The sequence below is a fragment of the Acetobacter malorum genome (assembly GCF_001580615.1).
Lineage (GTDB): Bacteria > Pseudomonadota > Alphaproteobacteria > Acetobacterales > Acetobacteraceae > Acetobacter > Acetobacter malorum.
This window is the reverse complement of record NZ_LHZC01000045.1, coordinates 94,229-110,651: the sequence shown is the minus strand read 5'-3', so window position 1 is coordinate 110,651 and position 16,423 is coordinate 94,229. Positions and strand designations below refer to the sequence as shown.

Sequence of the window (16,423 nt, the reverse complement as noted above, 5' to 3'; positions counted from 1 at the left end):
CCGACGCTTGAGACCGCCCGGAAAGCATGGCAGCGGGTCCGCGCCCAGAAAAAGGTCGCTCAGGCAGCGCTGTGTCCGGTCCAGCATTACCGCCCACAACTCGACCGTCGCACTGTTCAGGCAACACCAGCCCGCCCTGTAGAAGAAGATCTGTCTTCGCCTGTTGATCTTCACCCCGACCTGCAGCGCATTCGGGAGAATCTCTCCCGGACGACTGCCCAACGCCCCCGGCCCCTCACTGAGGACAGCATCACTTAAATGTGATTCCATAACCATTCTGTCAGGTTCTGTATTTTTCTGAATCTTCTTTCCAAAAATCTTGCGTCTTTCTGCGTCGTCCTGCGTCCTCAGGCGTCTATGGTTTTCACTAATGGATCATATATCATTTGTTTTAATCTGATAAAAAACTCTTTTACCATCCGAGATGATGCAAAATAAGAAGATGGACTCACGGCATAAATAATGCACCCTCTACCAAATCGGAGGGAAGCCATGAAAACTATTAAACCCGTTCCAGACCATGAAGTGCCAGTCACACTAAAAACCAGTCTTGCCCAGAAGAGTGCCATCACCCCCTGCTGCCTGATCTTTGCGGGGCGGGGAGGAACCGGCAAAAGCACACATGCCCGACTGCATGCAGAGTGGATCGAAAGATCTGGATTATCTCTGAAAATAGCTGATCTAGACAGAACAAATGCCACACTGACGGCATTCTATCCTAATCTGGTTGAAGCACCTCGAACCGCCGATGACAAGGATGTCATGACATTCCTGGAGGATATTCTAGAACGTCAAATTGAAGAAAAATATCATCTGATTCTAGATTTTGGGGGTGGTGATCTTGTTTTAAAAAATCTCGCTCTCCGTCTTGATCTCGTCGGTTTTTTTCGTGATTACGCTATCCAGCCTGTCCTTTTTCACCATCTAGGAGCCGATCTGGATTATCTTGCTTATCTGGCGAGCCTTGAGGAAGATGGTCTTTTCCGCCCAGAAAAAACGATTGTAGTTTTAAACGAATTCATAAAACCTTCTTCTCAGTCTGTTGAAGTTGCCTTTGAAACGATCATGCGCAGTAGACAGTTGGGAGACGTTCTGAAACGTGGAGCACGTATGATCTCGCTCCCAGACCTATTGCCGGCACCGGGCATCGACCGAAAACGTCTGCGATTTTATGAGGCCGTTCAGAACCGGCAATCTGTCGATATACCACCTCTGGGCCCCATCAAACGTCAGATGCTGGTTCAGTGGCTTCGGACAGTTGGTGAACGTTTTCGCGAAGCTGATGTTGATCTGCCCTGGATACCAGCGGAAGGCCAGTTCACATGACATCGCCCATCACCCCACGCAACACTCAACTCCCTCTTTCCGAACTCTCCGCCGCGCTGGAGGAGTATCGCCGCAAGGCGGAACAGGCCGGTATCAGACCTGGAGATCCACTTCATGCCTGGGTAGAAGCCACAGATCGTCTATTCGAGGCACTGGCAGCCCGTTTTGAAGAGAACGAAAGCCGGCAAGAGGAGACGCTACAGAGGCTGCAGGAAGCCGTCTACCGAATCACTCAGATTTCTGTTCTTCTTACGAAACATTCTTCCACACCCCCTCCTCCGCCAAAGACCCTCGAAGGTCATGTTGTGGGAGACCCGCATGGAATGCTCGCCATCTTCTTCGAACTGGCTGCCGATGTGCTTCCATTTCTCAGGCGACCAGGATACCGGCTCCTGCTTGTGGGGGGAATGATTTTTTCCTCGTTTTTGGGGGGAGTTGTCATGGAACAGGACGCCATGAGTCGCCAAATGGCCCAGACCGTAAGCGCAGCAAGCGTCCAGATTGATCAGGAGAGGGAAGAAGCCCAAAACAAGGTCGCACAGGCTGAGAAGCATGCAACCGGAGTCGTCATCGCTGCCCATAAGCATGATGCTGCAGTCGCGGAATTCCAGAGTGCCATGACGCAGGCACCGTCCTCCATTATTTCATGGGCTGCCGTGATAAAGAGCAGTCCATTCACTGAGGACATGCGCGATCAATGCCGTGGGACGATCCGCATGAGCCAACAGCCGCCCTATCGGCGTTCCTGTTCAATTGAAATAACTCTCGGATCGCAAGACGCCGTCAACGCGATTGCGGGGAACTGAATTCAGCATTTTTAATAGTTTAAGCTTGATATGAGCTTGCCATGCGGGGGATACAAACGTGTAATCCCCACGCCTGCTTATTTGTGGACTATTTTTCAAGTATAAATAATTAAAACAGAATTTTATGAGATCCTACTCTTGTATCCATGCACAAAATCCTGAGTATTTTAACTACTTTTATTTTCTCAGGTAATGTCCAAAATTTCTCCGCATAATGCACTTAGAAGAGGAGTCCTCGCCTGAAAGGCAACCACGGGGACAGACATCAAAGAAACGTCCCCATGTCGCTCCAAAGCTATCTCACTAATGAAAGAGAAAGAACGTTATCCACAAAGTGGCAACGCTCAAAGCAATGAAAGTCACCATATCCAAAGACAGAAAAGGAGCACATGCCCGCCCACGGCCGGAGGTGGGAGGCAAAACACCCACGCATTTTATAAGTGCCAAAACATCGGCCAGTAAAAACAGTGTTTTGCGCCCGAATTTGTATTTGGGGAGCCTTCCCGCGGCGACATAACGATCGATTGTTTTCACGTGGCAACGGAGGTGAATTTCCGCCGCCTCCGTCCGCGTAACGAACAGCCCCTTTGGGACCGATATGTCTGTACCGTGCATGATACGCACTCCTCAAGCCTGACGGCTGACAACCAGCCATCTTGTCGAAACCACCATGCTGAGGAGCATCAGGTGATCGGAGCTGTCTTGGGGAGATGTCGTATTGAAAAGTTATCTTCGTTGGGAAGGTATGAGGATGACATGGAAGGGTAGTTAAAGATAAAGCTCCTCAGCAAAATCTCGTTTTGTTCTACCAGAGCCCAGCCCCTATTGCCAACATAAATTGTCAGGAGCGGTTCTTAAGCCGCCCGACGCCGCAGGAAACCGCAAACCATAAGGTGGGATGTATGATGGGACCAACCAGAAGAAGGTATATAAATATCTGTTTTTACTAGGAAATTTATCATCTGATGGCGGAAGGGGTGGGATTCGAACCCACGGTACGGTTACCCGCACGCCAGTTTTCAAGACTGGAGCCTTCAACCACTCGGCCACCCTTCCTGCATCAGATTGAGAGCCTTATAACTAGGCTCGCGCTGCCTGTCCAGCGGGTGAAAATGGCTTTTGTCTGGGTTGTTTCTCTCTACTCGGCTTGCTCTAAGACGTTTGGAGTTGTAAAAGCCCGGTCCTTACATCCATCCATTCAGGGACGAGTTATGAAACAGCAGGCGAACCTGATCCGGGCCGGACAGGTCATCGAGCATGATGGCCGTCGCTGGACGGTGCTCAAACAGCAGATCATTACCCCCGGCAAGGGCGGCGCTTTCATTCAGGTGGAAATGCGCGACCTCAAGACGGGCAACAAAACCAACGAACGCTGGCGTACAGCTGACAGTGTCGAGCGCCTGATGACCGAGGACAAGGAATATCTCTATTCCTATACCGACGGTGAATCCCTCGTGCTGATGGACCCTGAAACGTTCGAGCAGACCATGATTCCGGTTGCTCTGCTGGGTGATCAGGCACCGTTCCTGCAGGACAACATGACCATCAACATCCACCTTGTGGAAGGCGACCCGGTAGGCATCGATCTGCCGCCGCAGGTCACGCTGGAAGTTGTTGAGGCTGATCCGGTGGTTAAAGGCCAGACGGCCAGCTCCTCCTACAAGCCCGCCAAACTCTCCAATGGTGTAAAGACCATGGTGCCGCCCTTCATTGAAGCCGGTGAACGCATTGTCGTCCGGACTGAAGACGGCTCTTACGTCGAACGCGCCAAAGACTGATCTTCCGCATTACTCCAGACAGGACAAAACATAGTGGCCATGCGTCTTTCCCCCGTCATGATGGTGATGCAAACTGCCGCCCAGAAGGCAGCAAAGCGTCTCCTGCGCGATTTCAATGAAGTCGAGCAGCTTCAGGTAAGCATCAAGGGGCCGGGTGACTTTGTTTCTCAGGCAGACCTGCGTGCAGAACAGACCCTGCGTGAAGAACTGGAACGGGCTCGCCCGGGCTATGCCTTCCTGATGGAGGAATCTGGCAAATCCGGTGGTGATAACTGGACCTGGCGCTGGATTGTGGACCCGCTGGACGGCACCACCAACTTCCTGCACGGCATCCCGCACTGGGCCATTTCCATTGGCCTCCAGCGCCGGCTGCCCGACGGCAAGATCGAACTGGCTGCCGCTCTGGTCTACAACCCGGCTGCTAACGAAATGTTCTGGGCGGAAAAAGGCACAGGCGCGTTCCTTAACGAACGTCGCATCCGTGTCTCTGCCCGTCGGGACATGCAGGAAGCCGTTTTTGCAACCGGTATCCCGTTTGCAAAAGTGCCCGCCCGCCAGCGTCTGCCGTTTGCCCGCGTTATGGGGAACCTCATGCCGCGCGTTGCCGGTATCCGTCGTTTTGGCGCAGCCGCACTGGACCTCGCATGGGTCGCAGCTGGCCGATACGAAGGCTACTGGGAATTCGGCATCAAACCGTGGGATTGCGCTGCCGGTATCCTGATTCTGCGTGAAGCAGGTGGTCAGGTTACAGATCCGGCCGGGCTGGATCTGGATGACATGCCGGACGATGTCATGATCGTGGCAGGCAATGGCTACATGCACAGCAAGCTGCTGGAAATTGTAGCAGACAGCCTGAAAGACGCCTCCTAAAGCCTTCCAGAAGGGAGCCTGCTCAGCCTGAACTGGCTCCCTTTTTTAACACCCCCTAGCCACACACCGCAGATTGCGTAAGGTGGAACCTCCATGCAGGCGACCTTCCCCTCTGCGCACGACGCGCCCGCCCTTACGGCGCACCATCGTGGCTTCTCCCTTCTGACAGAAGACGGCGAGTTTCTTACACTCTCCGCATCAGAACTCCGCGCCCGGCTGGACAGCATGCCCTGCCCGCTGGTGGTTCACGCACCTTCGGTTGCACGCAAGCTGGACCTGCCGCCTCCGGGCCAGCCCTCCCCCTGGCTGGACCTGCTGGAACTCTTCACCTTTGTCTATCCGGCCCGAACCGCCGCCCCCACACCTCGCGGGCTGGCTCTGGCGCTTGGAGTGGAAGAGGACCGGATTGGCCGTGCCGAAGCGGACCTTCTCCCCTTACTGGTCGAGATCATGCTGGCTGAACTTGGCCGCCAGAAATCCGGGCCTTTTGGTGAAATGCTGGCTGCTCTGACCGTCCGGCTGGCACAGGCTGGCTGGCCATGGGCTGGCACCGTAGGGGAAACACTGGGCCTGCCGGACAAGCTCGACGGCAAGGGCAATCTGCCTGAAGACGCTCTGCAACCGGGAGACGCCCTGCGCGTCTGGCGCGTTCTGCCTAAATGGGAAGATGTCGCCCCACGCCCGCCGCCAGCCTCGCACCCTATTACCCCCGCAGAAGCCCGCACACGACTGCGCACCCTGCTGGGCGAAGGCTCGGAAAGCCGGGCTGGTCAGGCTGATTTTGCCAGTGTCTCCACGGCAGCATTTGAACCCCGCACTCATCGCGGCAATCCTGCGGTCGTGCTGGCGGAAGCCGGAACGGGAACAGGCAAAACCCTCGGCTATATCGCCCCCGCCAGCGTCTGGGCGCAACGCAATGGCGGCAGCGTGTGGATCAGCACCTACACGCGCCATCTGCAACGCCAGATTGAACAGGAAACGCATCGGCTTTTCCCCGATGACGCGACACGACGCCACCATATTGTGCTGCGTAAGGGTCGGGAAAATTATCTCTGCCTGCTGAACATGGAAGAGGCCGTCAATAGCGCCGCCTCCCGCCCGGCAGGTGTGACCATCGCCCTTGCCATGCTAGCCCGCTGGACCCGCGCTACTGCGGATGGGGATCTGCTAGGGGGCGATCTGCCCGGCTGGTTTGGCGATCTGTATGGGCAGGGAAGCGTCTTTGGCGTTGCGGACCGGCGTGGCGAATGTATTCACGGGGCTTGCCCGCATTATCAGCGCTGCTTTGTGGAACACACCATCCGCCGGGCACGGGAGGCAGATCTGGTCATTGCCAACCATGCGCTGGTCATGGCGCAGGCGGCGTATGCACAGGCCGCCATGGGCGACAACTCCGAAGAAACAGAAGAAGACGCCCCCCCCTCCCGTTATATCTTTGACGAAGGCCATCATCTGGCCGACGCCGCCGATGGGGCATTTTCCGCCGAACTCTCCGGCCTGGAAGCCGCCGAACTTCGTCGCTGGCTGCTGGGGGCTGAAGGTCGTCGCTCGCGTGCCCGTGGTCTGAAACGTCGGCTGGACGATCTGGTCGTGGGCTTTCCCAAGCTGGAATCCCCGCTGGATGCAGCCCTCATGGCGGCCCATGCCCTGCCCGCTCCCGGCTGGTCCGCCAGACTGGCGGATGCTGAATCGTCCGAGACATTCCCGCCAGAACCGCCCCCGATTGACGACCCGGACGCGCTTTTCCCACCTCAGCCCATTCTTCCGGAACCAGTTCTGGAAAACCCGACCGAGAGCTTTCTGCGTCTCCTCCGTCAACAAGTGCTGGCCCGGAGCGAGGACCGTCGGCAGACGCATCAGTATGGCGCACTGGAATGTGATCTGCATCCCCTCATCCCGGACCTCACAGCATCCGGGCAAGCGCTGGCGCGTGCACTCAGCCGGATTGCTGAACCCCTGCGCACACTTGCGGAACGCCTTCAGGCCCGCCTGCAGGATGATGCCGACTCTCTGGATAGTGTGACCCGTGGCCGCATTGAAGCGATGGTGCGCGGCCTGCGTCGGCGCGCCATTACGCGGCTGGATGCATGGACTTCCATGCTGGATGCTCTGGACCAGCCGCCGCCAGCCGACACCACGCCAACCCATATTCACTTCATCCGTCTGGACAGGCGGCAACAGCAGCGCCCCGGCGAACATGATGTTGGCCTCCACCGCCACTGGCTGGACCCGACCATTCCTTTTGCCGCCGTCATGGCGATGCCTGCGCAGGGGATGCTCATTACATCCGCCACGCTGCGCGATCAGTCAGACACACCGCATGGACAGGGTGAGCCGGAAACTGAGGAAGCGGAACACGCATGGGAGGCGGCGGAAGCCCGCACCGGAGCCAATCACTTCCCCTCCCCGGCCATTCGCGCCAGCCTGACCAGCCCGTTTGATTACGCCCGGCAGACGCGCACCTTTATTGTCACGGATGTGGACCACGCCAGCATTGCCGATCTGGCCGCAGCCTATCGCACTCTGTTTGAAGCCTCTGGGGGCGGCGGACTGGGCCTGTTTACCGCCATCTCCCGGCTGCGCGGCGTGCATAGTCGCATCGCCCCGGCGCTGGAAGATCAGGGGCTGCCGCTTTACGCCCAGCATGTGGACGCGATGGACAATGCAACGCTGGTGGATATTTTCCGCACAGAAGAACATGCCTGCCTGCTGGGCACGGATGCCATGCGTGACGGGGTAGACGTTCCGGGCAATGCCCTGCGTCTGGTTGTGTTTGAGCGGGTGCCGTGGCCGCGTCCGGACATTCTGCACAGAGAACGCCGTATTCACCTCTCAGGAGGTGACACCACGGGATATGATGACGGGATTGCACGCCTGCGGTTACGGCAGGCCTTTGGGCGGCTGATTAGAAGCCAGTCAGACAAAGGTGTTTTTGTGCTGCTGGACCGTCGCACGCCCTCTCGCCTGCTGTCAGCGTTTCCCCCCGGAGCAGAAGTCCGGCGTCTGGGGCTGGCAGATGCAGCGCGGGAAATCAGAGCGTTTTTATAAAATCGCGCAGTCCGGCTGCCAGCTGGACCCCAATAAGCAGACCAAACAGGCAGACCAAAACGCACGTCCGGGCTTTTAGGCCCTTCGTCTTAAGCCGACTTAGATCGGCTTAAGTTCAGTCGCGGCAACTTTACCACGCTCGGTCACGAGTTCGTATGAGACTTTCTCGTTCTCATTCAGACCACGCAGACCAGCAGCCTGCACAGCTGTGATATGAACGAAGACATCCTTGCCCCCATCGTCAGGTGCGATGAAACCAAAGCCTTTAGTGGCATTAAACCATTTAACTGTACCGGTCGGCATAGGCGGGTAACTTTCCCTGATATCTCCTACCGGACAACCATATGACCGGTTACAGGATGTACTTATCGGGTCACGAAGATGCGGTCTTGTCAATCAAAATACCCTCTGCCGGTGCTCCATGTCCGGCATGGGACCGCAGATGCGCTTCCAGAAAGGCAACACTGCGCTTCTGCGCCAGTTCATAGGCATCCAGATCAAACGACGCCCGCTGTGAGCAGCCAAAGCCGTGCCCTGCTCCGTCATACATATAAATTTCAATCTCAGGATGAGCGGAGCGAATGGTACTCACATCTGTGTGTGGAATGGTGGTGTCGGCTTCACCAAAATGAAGCTGAACAGGGCAGCGCGGAGTCTCACTAATACGTGCTGCAATGCCGGCCCCATACCAGCCGACAGCAACCGCAAAGCTGTTAGTCTGAGACGCCGCTTCCCACGCCAGCAGGCCGCCCCAGCAATAGCCGATAATGCCAACCTTTGCTGCGTTCAGCGCAGTCGAGGCCGCCTCCAGATCCAGCAGCGTTTCCGACAGCGGAATACGGCTACGCAGCGCGAGGCCTGTCTGAATATCAGCTTTTTCGTAGCCCAGCTCCACGCCGGGCTCGGCACGGTCAAACAAGGCGGGAGCAATAACGTGGAAACCGTGCTCGGCAAATGTGTCGCACACATGCCGGATATGGCTGTTCACGCCAAAAATTTCCTGCACCAAAACCAGTGCATAGGGCATGTCGGCATGGCCGGCTTCATAGGCTGAAAATTCGTGCCCATCCGCAGCCTTAAGTGTGATGATTTGTCCCATGATGCGACTCCCTGTGAGTGAAAATTAAAGGTTGAAGAAAGTTTTCCACATTTCTTGACTCAGGAGGAGGACAAACCTATCTCCTGTTCTGGCACTCCCGGGGTGGGAGTGCTAACGCAACGCGGCGTTTATTACGCGCGGTAGATGCAGGTGGTGTCGCTTCCTGACAAGGGCGCCACCGCAGCAAAAAAGAATGTGGAGCGATCCATAATGACGAAGTTTCGTCCTTTACACGACCGAGTAGTCGTTCGTCGTCTCGCAAGCGAAGAGAAGACGGTTGGCGGCATTATCATCCCTGACACGGCAAAAGAAAAGCCGATGGAAGGCGAAGTCGTTTCCGCAGGTCCTGGCGCTCGTAACGAGCAGGGGCAGGTTGTGGCGCTTGATGTCAAGGCCGGTGACCGCGTTCTGTTCGGCAAATGGTCCGGCACAGAAGTGAAGATCGACGGCGAAGAGCTGCTGATCATGAAAGAAAGCGACATTCTGGGCGTGATTTCCGCCTGAGTGTGACGCGCTGATCCGCTTTTCGACCTTATAAACTGATCTCTCACAGGAGAATTTGATATGGCTGCCAAAGACGTAAAGTTTGGTGGTGACGCTCGCCAGCGTATGCTGCGTGGCGTTGACATCCTTGCTGACGCAGTAAAAGTGACGCTGGGCCCCAAAGGCCGTAACGTTGTGCTCGACAAGAGCTTCGGCGCACCGCGCATCACCAAAGACGGTGTGTCTGTTGCCAAAGAAATCGAACTGGCTGACAAGTTCGAAAACATGGGCGCACAGATGCTGCGCGAAGTGGCCTCCAAAACCAACGATATCGCTGGTGACGGCACGACCACGGCAACCGTTCTGGCTCAGGCTATTGTTCGCGAAGGCCACAAGGCCGTTGCTGCTGGCATGAACCCGATGGATCTCAAACGCGGCATCGACAAAGCTGTCACCGCCGTTGTTGAGGAACTGAAGAAGAACACCAAGAAGATCACCACCCCGGCGGAAACCGCTCAGGTCGGCACGATCTCCGCTAACGGTGAAGCCGAAATCGGCCAGATGATCTCCGAAGCCATGCAGAAAGTTGGCTCCGAGGGCGTCATCACGGTTGAAGAAGCCAAGCACTTCCAGACCGAGCTGGACGTGGTTGAAGGCATGCAGTTCGACCGTGGCTACATCTCCCCCTACTTCGTGACCAACACGGAGAAGATGACGGCTGATCTGGAAAACCCCTACATCCTGATCCATGAAAAGAAGCTGTCTTCTCTTCAGCCGATCCTGCCGCTGCTTGAATCTGTTGTGCAGTCCGGCCGTCCGCTGCTGATCATTGCAGAAGACGTGGATGGTGAAGCTCTGGCAACTCTGGTTGTCAACAAGCTGCGCGGTGGCCTGAAAATTGCTGCTGTTAAGGCTCCGGGCTTTGGTGACCGTCGTAAAGCCATGCTGGAAGACATCGCTATCCTGACCGGTGGTCAGGTCATCAGCGAAGACCTCGGCATCAAGCTCGAAACCGTCACGCTGCCCATGCTCGGCACGGCTAAAAAAGTCCGTATCGACAAAGAAAACACGACCATCGTTGATGGCGCTGGCAAGTCCGAAGAAATTAAGGGCCGTTGCAAGCAGATCCGTGCGCAGATCGAGGAAACCTCCTCTGACTACGACCGTGAAAAGCTGCAGGAACGTCTGGCCAAACTGGCTGGTGGCGTTGCCGTGATCCGCGTTGGCGGCTCCACGGAAGTGGAAGTCAAGGAACGCAAAGACCGCGTTGACGACGCTCTGCACGCAACCCGCGCTGCCGTGGAAGAAGGCATCGTTCCGGGTGGTGGCACGGCTCTGGCTCGGGCTTCTGCCAACCTGTCTCACCTGCACTACCACAATGACGATCAGCGCGTTGGTGGCGACATCATCCGCAAGGCTCTGCAGGCTCCGCTGCGCCAGATCGCTCATAACGCTGGTGAAGATGGTGCGGTTATCGCCAACAAGGTGCTTGAATCCAACGAATACGCCTTTGGCTTCGACGCACAGGCTGGCGAATACAAAAACCTGGTTGATGCCGGTATCATTGACCCGACCAAGGTTGTCCGCACGGCTCTGCAGGACGCAGCTTCTGTTGCTGGCCTGCTGATCACCACGGAAGCCATGGTTGCAGAACGCCCTGAAAAGAAAGCCGCTCCGGCTGGCGGCCCTGACATGGGTGGTATGGGTGGTATGGACTTCTAAGTCCTACACACTGATTGCGTGATCGAAAGCTGATCTACTCAGCTTTCGATTTCACAAATATCATAGAAAGGGCGGATGTGACTTATAGTCGCGTCCGCCCTTTCTATTTCGTGATATTTTAACTCAATCCCCTTGCTGCCAGAAAAATTCATGAGTGGAGCACGTGGCAAACTAGCGCCCAGAGAGATATACTTCTTCCAGAATGAGGTTTAGCCATGCCTCAAAGACGCGTCAGAAGCCCTCTTGTGGGTAATCCACCCTGAGAGATCGTTTATTACAAGCAGGTTAAGTAAAAATGATTGAAACAAAAGATTTCCAAGGGCCTCCCAAAAATATTTCCCCTCCTCTTACAGAGGGCACATGGTCGTTTGGTCCGCTTGGTGATTTTTTTCTAACAGAATCATTTATCCTTAGTCCTAATGGAAAAATAGATGGCTATCATCACCATAATGAACGTTCCTGGCGTATAGAAAATTACCGTCTCCTTATTTTAGGAGAAGACGGCTCTTTGATGTGGCGCTCCATTGAAGCTTTCAGAGATCCTGAAGGACGCATAAATATAATTTTGGAGCATCCTTCTGCTCCTGAAACACGCTTTATTCTGAAACAGAATCTGCCTCAGCTCTCCCCAGAGCAACACCCCCAGACTGTAGCAGAGCCTGCCCCATCGCCTGAAGCTGTACCTTCACCCTTACCAACGGGCCTGTCAGATGCTGAATTTCTGTTCCCGTCTGACCTTGAAGTTACAAACGTAAAAGTCGGGAAAGTGCTATTGGTTGGTTCCTGCCTGACCGCGCTTTACCATGAGCAGCTTCAGACACGGCACCCTGAAACGACATTTGATTATATCCCCTATAATTTCGTCAGTGTTCTTCCTGAAGCGCCCCCCTCGCCTGTCTTGGACTACGACTTTCAGTACCTGCAGATCCCGCTCCGCTCTGTATTGAGCGACCGCGTAATCTGGGGTTTTCGTTTTAACGAGGAAGGCTTTACCAAGACCATCCTGCAGGACGCTTACAGCATCATTGATGCCATGCTTTCCAGCGCGATGATCTACAATGAGCGACATGGCCTGCTGACATTCGTCTCCAATTTCATTGTGCCGCAGATGAGCACCGCGTCCAGCATGTATGAACGCGGCAGCAACAATGATCTGGCAACGATTGTTCAGCGACTGAATGACTATCTGAACGAAAAAGTCGCCAGCTATAAGAACGCGTACCTTCTGAATGTTGACGCCGTCGCATCAACAATTGGTAAACGTTACATTTTGGATGACCTCGTTTATTTCTATTCGCATGGCGCTGTGACCTATCAGGATTGGGATGATTTTGGCTCCATTGCCAGAAACGAGCCTATTCCTCCTCTGGAAACAGTTTATCCTGTTAAAAAAGATGCATTCCTTGATGCTATCTTCCGTCAGATGGTCACGGCTTACCGGACCACAAAGCAGGTGGATCAGGTTAAGGCGGTGGTGTTTGACCTGGATAACACGCTGTGGCGTGGCCAGATTGCCGAACATTATCGCCCGGAAGCACAGCCTTGGCCCCGGACTGACGGGTGGCCGCTCGGGATCTGGGAAGCCATTCACTACCTGCGGGCCCGCGGCATCCTTGTCGCGATCTGCTCTAAAAATGACTATGAATACGTTAAGAACAGATGGGACGATGTTATTGAGCCCAAGCTGATTTCACTGGACGACTTCTCGTCCGTCAAAATCAACTGGACGCCAAAAGCCCAGAATATTTCTGAAATCTGTAAAGAGTTCAACATTAAGCCAAAGAGTGTGGTTTTTGTTGATGACAACCCTGTAGAGCGTGCTGCTGTTGCGTCTGCTCTGCCGGATGTTCGGGTTATCGGCGGCAATCCTTATCTGACGCGCCGTATTCTCCTCTGGTCTGCTGAGACTCAGATTGCACGTATGACAGAAGAATCTGGCAAGCGTGAAGAAATGATCCGCGGCCAGATTGAGCGCGAAGAAACCCGTTCCACAATGGATAGGTCTGAATTCCTTGCCTCTCTTCACTGCGAGGTCTCGTTCATCAACATCACCAGCACCGATCAGCCTGAATTTGGTCGCGCCCTCGAACTGACCAACAAGACCAATCAGTTCAACACGAACGGCCAACGCTGGTCTTTTGAAAACATCGCTGATTTCCTGAAGACTGACGGAAAAATTCTTGCGTTCAAGGTCAAAGATAAATTCACCGAATATGGGCTTGTTGGTGTCCTTTACCTGAAAGGCACAGAAATCACGCAATACGTGATGAGTTGCCGTGTTCTGGGTATGGAAGTCGAAGAGTTTGTCGTTGCGGAAGCTGTCAAACTTCTACGCTCCGCCCGTACGGGTGAAACAGACATCACGGCCACAATCAAAGAAACGCCTGACAACACCCCTTGCCGGGAAGTGTATCTGCGCGCCGGTTTCCGGGAAATCGCGCCGCAGGATGGCGTCAGACAATTTATTCTGGATGGTGACGAAGTGCCTATGATGCCACTTCACATCAAGAAGGCCTGATAAAAAAGCCCCCGTATCCTCAAAGATACGGGGGCTTTTTCTTAGATAATGTAATCAATCGGTGGAAGCATCTGGTCCATGCTTAAGGCTGGCATGCCCGAATGCCTCGTGCCGACCTTCCGTGCGGGATTGCCGACCACCGTTGTGAAGGGCGGTACCGATTCCAAAACAATTGAACCAGCCCCTATTTTCGCCCCTTCCCCAACTTCAATATTTCCCAGCACTTTTGCGCCTGCGCCGATCAACACCCCTCGCCTTACTTTGGGATGCCGATCCCCCGAATGCTTCCCCGTCCCACCCAGAGTCACTTCCTGCAGGATGGAGACATCGTCCTCAATGATGGACGTTTCCCCCACCACAATGCCTGTCCCGTGGTCAAAAAGAATACGACGCCCAAGACGCGCTGCGGGGTGAATATCCACCCCAAAAAGCTCTGAGCCACGACTTTGCAAATGCAAAGCTAAGTGCCGACGCCCCGCACACCAAAGCCAATGCGCAACCCGATAGCTCTGAACCGCATGGAAACCTTTGAAAAACAAGAATGGCGTCACGTAATCCGGGCATGCCGGGTCACGCTCACGAATAGCCACCATATCAGCTGCTGCGGCACAGACGATCTCTGGCTGTGCGTCAAAACTTTCTTTCACTAACTCTGCCAGAGCATCTGCAGCAACAGACCTATCGCCAAGCTTTCGTCCCAGCAAAGCCGCCAGCGCAGAGGCAAAATCTGCGTGGCTTCGTATTCCGGTTGCCAGCAATCCCCGTACCAGCGGGTCATGACATACACACGCCTGCTCAACCATTTCCTGCCACAGGAGTTCCAGTTTTGGCGAACACAGACTGAATTCGTCAAAATGGCTGGAGAGGATAGAAGACACGTGCGGCCTGTTCATACGCAGGTCCTTTCTTTCAGAAAGCAGCTGACTTTTGCGGTTATCGTCTCGCTTTAAAGCCCCATGGCGTGCTTTACAAAGGCCTTTCTTAACCTGGGAAGGCGATGAACGGCTGCAATCCCCACGTCACGAGCCAGTCGGATCAGCGGGTTATCATTGCTAAACAGCCTATCAAGCGCATCCGTCGCCGCAAGCATAAGCATATTAGCTGGGCGACAGCGCGCCTGATAGCGCGCCAACAGAGCGGGCGCTCCCAAATCTTCACCTTTGGCATGGGCGGTCAGCAAAATATCGCTCAGGGCAATGATATCCCGGAACCCCAGATTAAGCCCCTGCCCTGCAATCGGGTGAATACCATGTGCAGCATCCCCAACCAGCAACAGACGCGTATCTGTATAACGCTGAGCATATTGAGCAGAGAGAGGATAAACCCAACGGCGACCGACAGGGGTTACTTTTCCGAGCCGGTTACTGCCCATACGCCGCTCGACTTCGCGCGCGAACATCTCATCGGGCAGATCAGCAAAACGCTGAGCCAGAGCATCTTTATCACTCCAGACAATGGCGGAAAGATAAGGATGCTCCTCGGTCCCGGCCATTGGTAGCTGTGCAAACGGCCCCGCAGGCAGGAAATGTTCCAAAGCCCCGTTATCATGCGGAAACTCATGGGCAATCGCGCACACAATGGCCGTTTGTCCATAAGACAGCTTTGTCAGCGGAATACCTGCCTCAGAACGCAAACGGCTTTTGCGGCCATCAGCGGCTACCACCAAAGAGGCCTTGAATGAGCGGCCGTCCTTCAGATGGATCTCGGCACCTTCCGCCTTTCTGACTACTTTAGCTTCTGCAGGGGCCAGCACCGTAATGTTCGGCGTCGTATGAAGCTGGGAATTCAACGCGACACGCAAGGCCCGCGCCTCAACCATCCAGCCAAAAGGCTGATGCGCATCTTCCCGCGTGAATTCCAGAAACAGAGAAGAAGCGGGCTCACCCGGCCGGCCATCTGTTACGAGAATATCTTCAATCGGCCCCGCAGGAAGCGGCAGGACATCCCAGATACCCGCTTCTTCCAGAAGCTTTTTGGGGCCAGCGGCAATGGCATACGCCCGACCATCAAAATCAGGATGTTCCATGGGCGGCAGATCGGCACGGTCAACAATCGCAACCCGTATACCTTCCACAGCCAGGCGACACGCCAGAGAGCCCCCTACAGGGCCAGCTCCGATAATGCACACATCGACATCCTGCACGGGCGGATGCGAAGACGTGACAGCATTCTGAACAGCAGATGCAGACGTGGCAGCCATTGACGTTATCCCTCATACACAGTGCCCGCTGACAAAGGCCTGAAAACTGGCCACGAGCAAAAAACCACTCTCCTTTTATCCCACCCCGGCAGAAAGGCCAGAGAGGGAGGCTCGTCAACCCGCCAAAAATCTGGCATATTTGCGCATACAAGATTTATATAGAGGCTGAATGCTGGCTGCTTTCTGCGCCCTTCAGCCAGCAAAAAGAGCAAGGATTTGGATCTCATGAAGCTGGTGACCGCGATTATAAAGCCTTTCAAGCTTGATGATGTCCGTGAAGCTCTTGCCCCGCTTGGCATTCAGGGCCTGACTGTCTCTGAAGTTAAAGGTTTTGGACGCCAGAAAGGCCAGACAGAAATTTATCGTGGTGCAGAATACCGGATCAGTTTTCTCCCGAAGATCAAGGTCGAGATTGCAGTTTCCGATGCTCTGGCTGATCAGGTCATTGAGGCCATCCTGGATACCGCTCACACGGGTAAAATTGGTGATGGAAAAATTTTTGTGAGTGAGCTGAATCGCGTTATCCGGATTAGAACACGAGAAACTGGCGATACTGCTTTATAAATAAATATT

General features: G+C 54.8%; 15 protein-coding genes and 1 tRNA gene. 10 read left to right on the top strand and 6 right to left on the bottom strand.

Going from position 1 to position 16,423, the window contains the following annotated elements; genetic code table 11:
* From AD930_RS18070 to AD930_RS06185, 3 genes are all read left to right on the top strand, one after another.
* Positions 1-258 (top strand): hypothetical protein (locus AD930_RS18070; protein WP_167375144.1); only part of this gene is annotated, 258 nt, incomplete at its 5' end.
* A 234-nt stretch (positions 259-492) separates the two neighbouring features.
* Positions 493-1,326, top strand: coding sequence for a P-loop NTPase family protein (locus tag AD930_RS06190; protein ID WP_061505508.1), 834 nt, complete (start codon positions 493-495; stop codon positions 1,324-1,326).
* Positions 1,323-2,132, top strand: a complete 810-nt coding sequence (locus AD930_RS06185; protein WP_061505507.1) for a hypothetical protein — start codon at positions 1,323-1,325, stop codon at positions 2,130-2,132. Before AD930_RS06190 ends, AD930_RS06185 begins: the two co-directional genes overlap by 4 nt.
* Positions 2,133-2,435: 303 nt before the next feature.
* Here AD930_RS06185 and AD930_RS18175 read toward each other — a convergent pair whose 3' ends face one another.
* Both AD930_RS18175 and AD930_RS06175 read right to left on the bottom strand, forming a co-directional pair.
* Positions 2,436-2,747, bottom strand: coding sequence for a helix-turn-helix domain-containing protein (locus AD930_RS18175; RefSeq protein ID WP_061500064.1), 312 nt, complete (start codon positions 2,745-2,747; stop codon positions 2,436-2,438).
* Positions 2,748-3,098: 351 nt separating this feature from the next.
* A tRNA-Ser gene (locus AD930_RS06175) sits at positions 3,099-3,188 on the bottom strand.
* A 155-nt stretch (positions 3,189-3,343) separates the two neighbouring features.
* On the opposite strand from AD930_RS06175, the gene efp reads away from it, so the two are divergent.
* From efp to AD930_RS06160, 3 genes are all read left to right on the top strand, one after another.
* Entirely contained in the window at positions 3,344-3,910 is a 567-nt protein-coding gene (efp, locus tag AD930_RS06170; protein ID WP_043550522.1) for an elongation factor P, read from the top strand.
* Positions 3,911-3,949: 39 nt separating this feature from the next.
* Complete coding sequence (locus AD930_RS06165; protein ID WP_043550719.1) at positions 3,950-4,780, top strand: inositol monophosphatase family protein; 831 nt, start codon at positions 3,950-3,952, stop codon at positions 4,778-4,780.
* A 93-nt stretch (positions 4,781-4,873) separates the two neighbouring features.
* Entirely contained in the window at positions 4,874-7,828 is a 2,955-nt protein-coding gene (locus AD930_RS06160; RefSeq protein WP_061505506.1) for an ATP-dependent DNA helicase, read from the top strand.
* 99 nt (positions 7,829-7,927) lie between these two features.
* Here AD930_RS06160 and AD930_RS06155 read toward each other — a convergent pair whose 3' ends face one another.
* Both AD930_RS06155 and AD930_RS06150 read right to left on the bottom strand, forming a co-directional pair.
* Positions 7,928-8,131 (bottom strand): cold-shock protein, encoded by a 204-nt coding sequence (locus AD930_RS06155; protein ID WP_043550519.1) that lies wholly within the window; start codon positions 8,129-8,131, stop codon positions 7,928-7,930.
* Between the two features lie 70 nt (positions 8,132-8,201).
* Positions 8,202-8,927, bottom strand: coding sequence for a dienelactone hydrolase family protein (locus AD930_RS06150; protein ID WP_061505505.1), 726 nt, complete (start codon positions 8,925-8,927; stop codon positions 8,202-8,204).
* 210 nt (positions 8,928-9,137) lie between these two features.
* On the opposite strand from AD930_RS06150, the gene groES reads away from it, so the two are divergent.
* The 3 genes from groES to AD930_RS06135 all read left to right on the top strand — a co-directional run bounded on the left by groES (position 9,138) and on the right by AD930_RS06135 (position 13,650).
* Positions 9,138-9,431: a co-chaperone GroES gene (groES, locus tag AD930_RS06145; protein ID WP_043550518.1), complete on the top strand. Its 294-nt coding sequence runs from the start codon at positions 9,138-9,140 to the stop codon at positions 9,429-9,431.
* A gap of 60 nt (positions 9,432-9,491) precedes the next feature.
* Positions 9,492-11,132, top strand: a complete 1,641-nt coding sequence (gene groL / locus AD930_RS06140) for a chaperonin GroEL (protein ID WP_043550517.1) — start codon at positions 9,492-9,494, stop codon at positions 11,130-11,132.
* A 295-nt stretch (positions 11,133-11,427) separates the two neighbouring features.
* On the top strand, positions 11,428-13,650 hold the full coding sequence (locus tag AD930_RS06135) for an HAD-IIIC family phosphatase (protein ID WP_061505504.1): 2,223 nt from the start codon (positions 11,428-11,430) through the stop codon (positions 13,648-13,650).
* A 41-nt stretch (positions 13,651-13,691) separates the two neighbouring features.
* Here AD930_RS06135 and cysE read toward each other — a convergent pair whose 3' ends face one another.
* Both cysE and AD930_RS06125 read right to left on the bottom strand, forming a co-directional pair.
* A complete protein-coding gene (gene cysE, locus AD930_RS06130; RefSeq protein WP_373320463.1) occupies positions 13,692-14,453 on the bottom strand; it encodes a serine O-acetyltransferase in 762 nt (253 codons plus the stop codon).
* 143 nt (positions 14,454-14,596) lie between these two features.
* Positions 14,597-15,850, bottom strand: coding sequence for a UbiH/UbiF/VisC/COQ6 family ubiquinone biosynthesis hydroxylase (locus AD930_RS06125; RefSeq protein ID WP_082781726.1), 1,254 nt, complete (start codon positions 15,848-15,850; stop codon positions 14,597-14,599).
* A 225-nt stretch (positions 15,851-16,075) separates the two neighbouring features.
* Here AD930_RS06125 and AD930_RS06120 point away from each other — a divergent pair, with 225 nt between their 5' ends.
* Entirely contained in the window at positions 16,076-16,414 is a 339-nt protein-coding gene (locus tag AD930_RS06120; protein WP_061505503.1) for a P-II family nitrogen regulator, read from the top strand.
* Positions 16,415-16,423 lie beyond the last annotated feature (9 nt).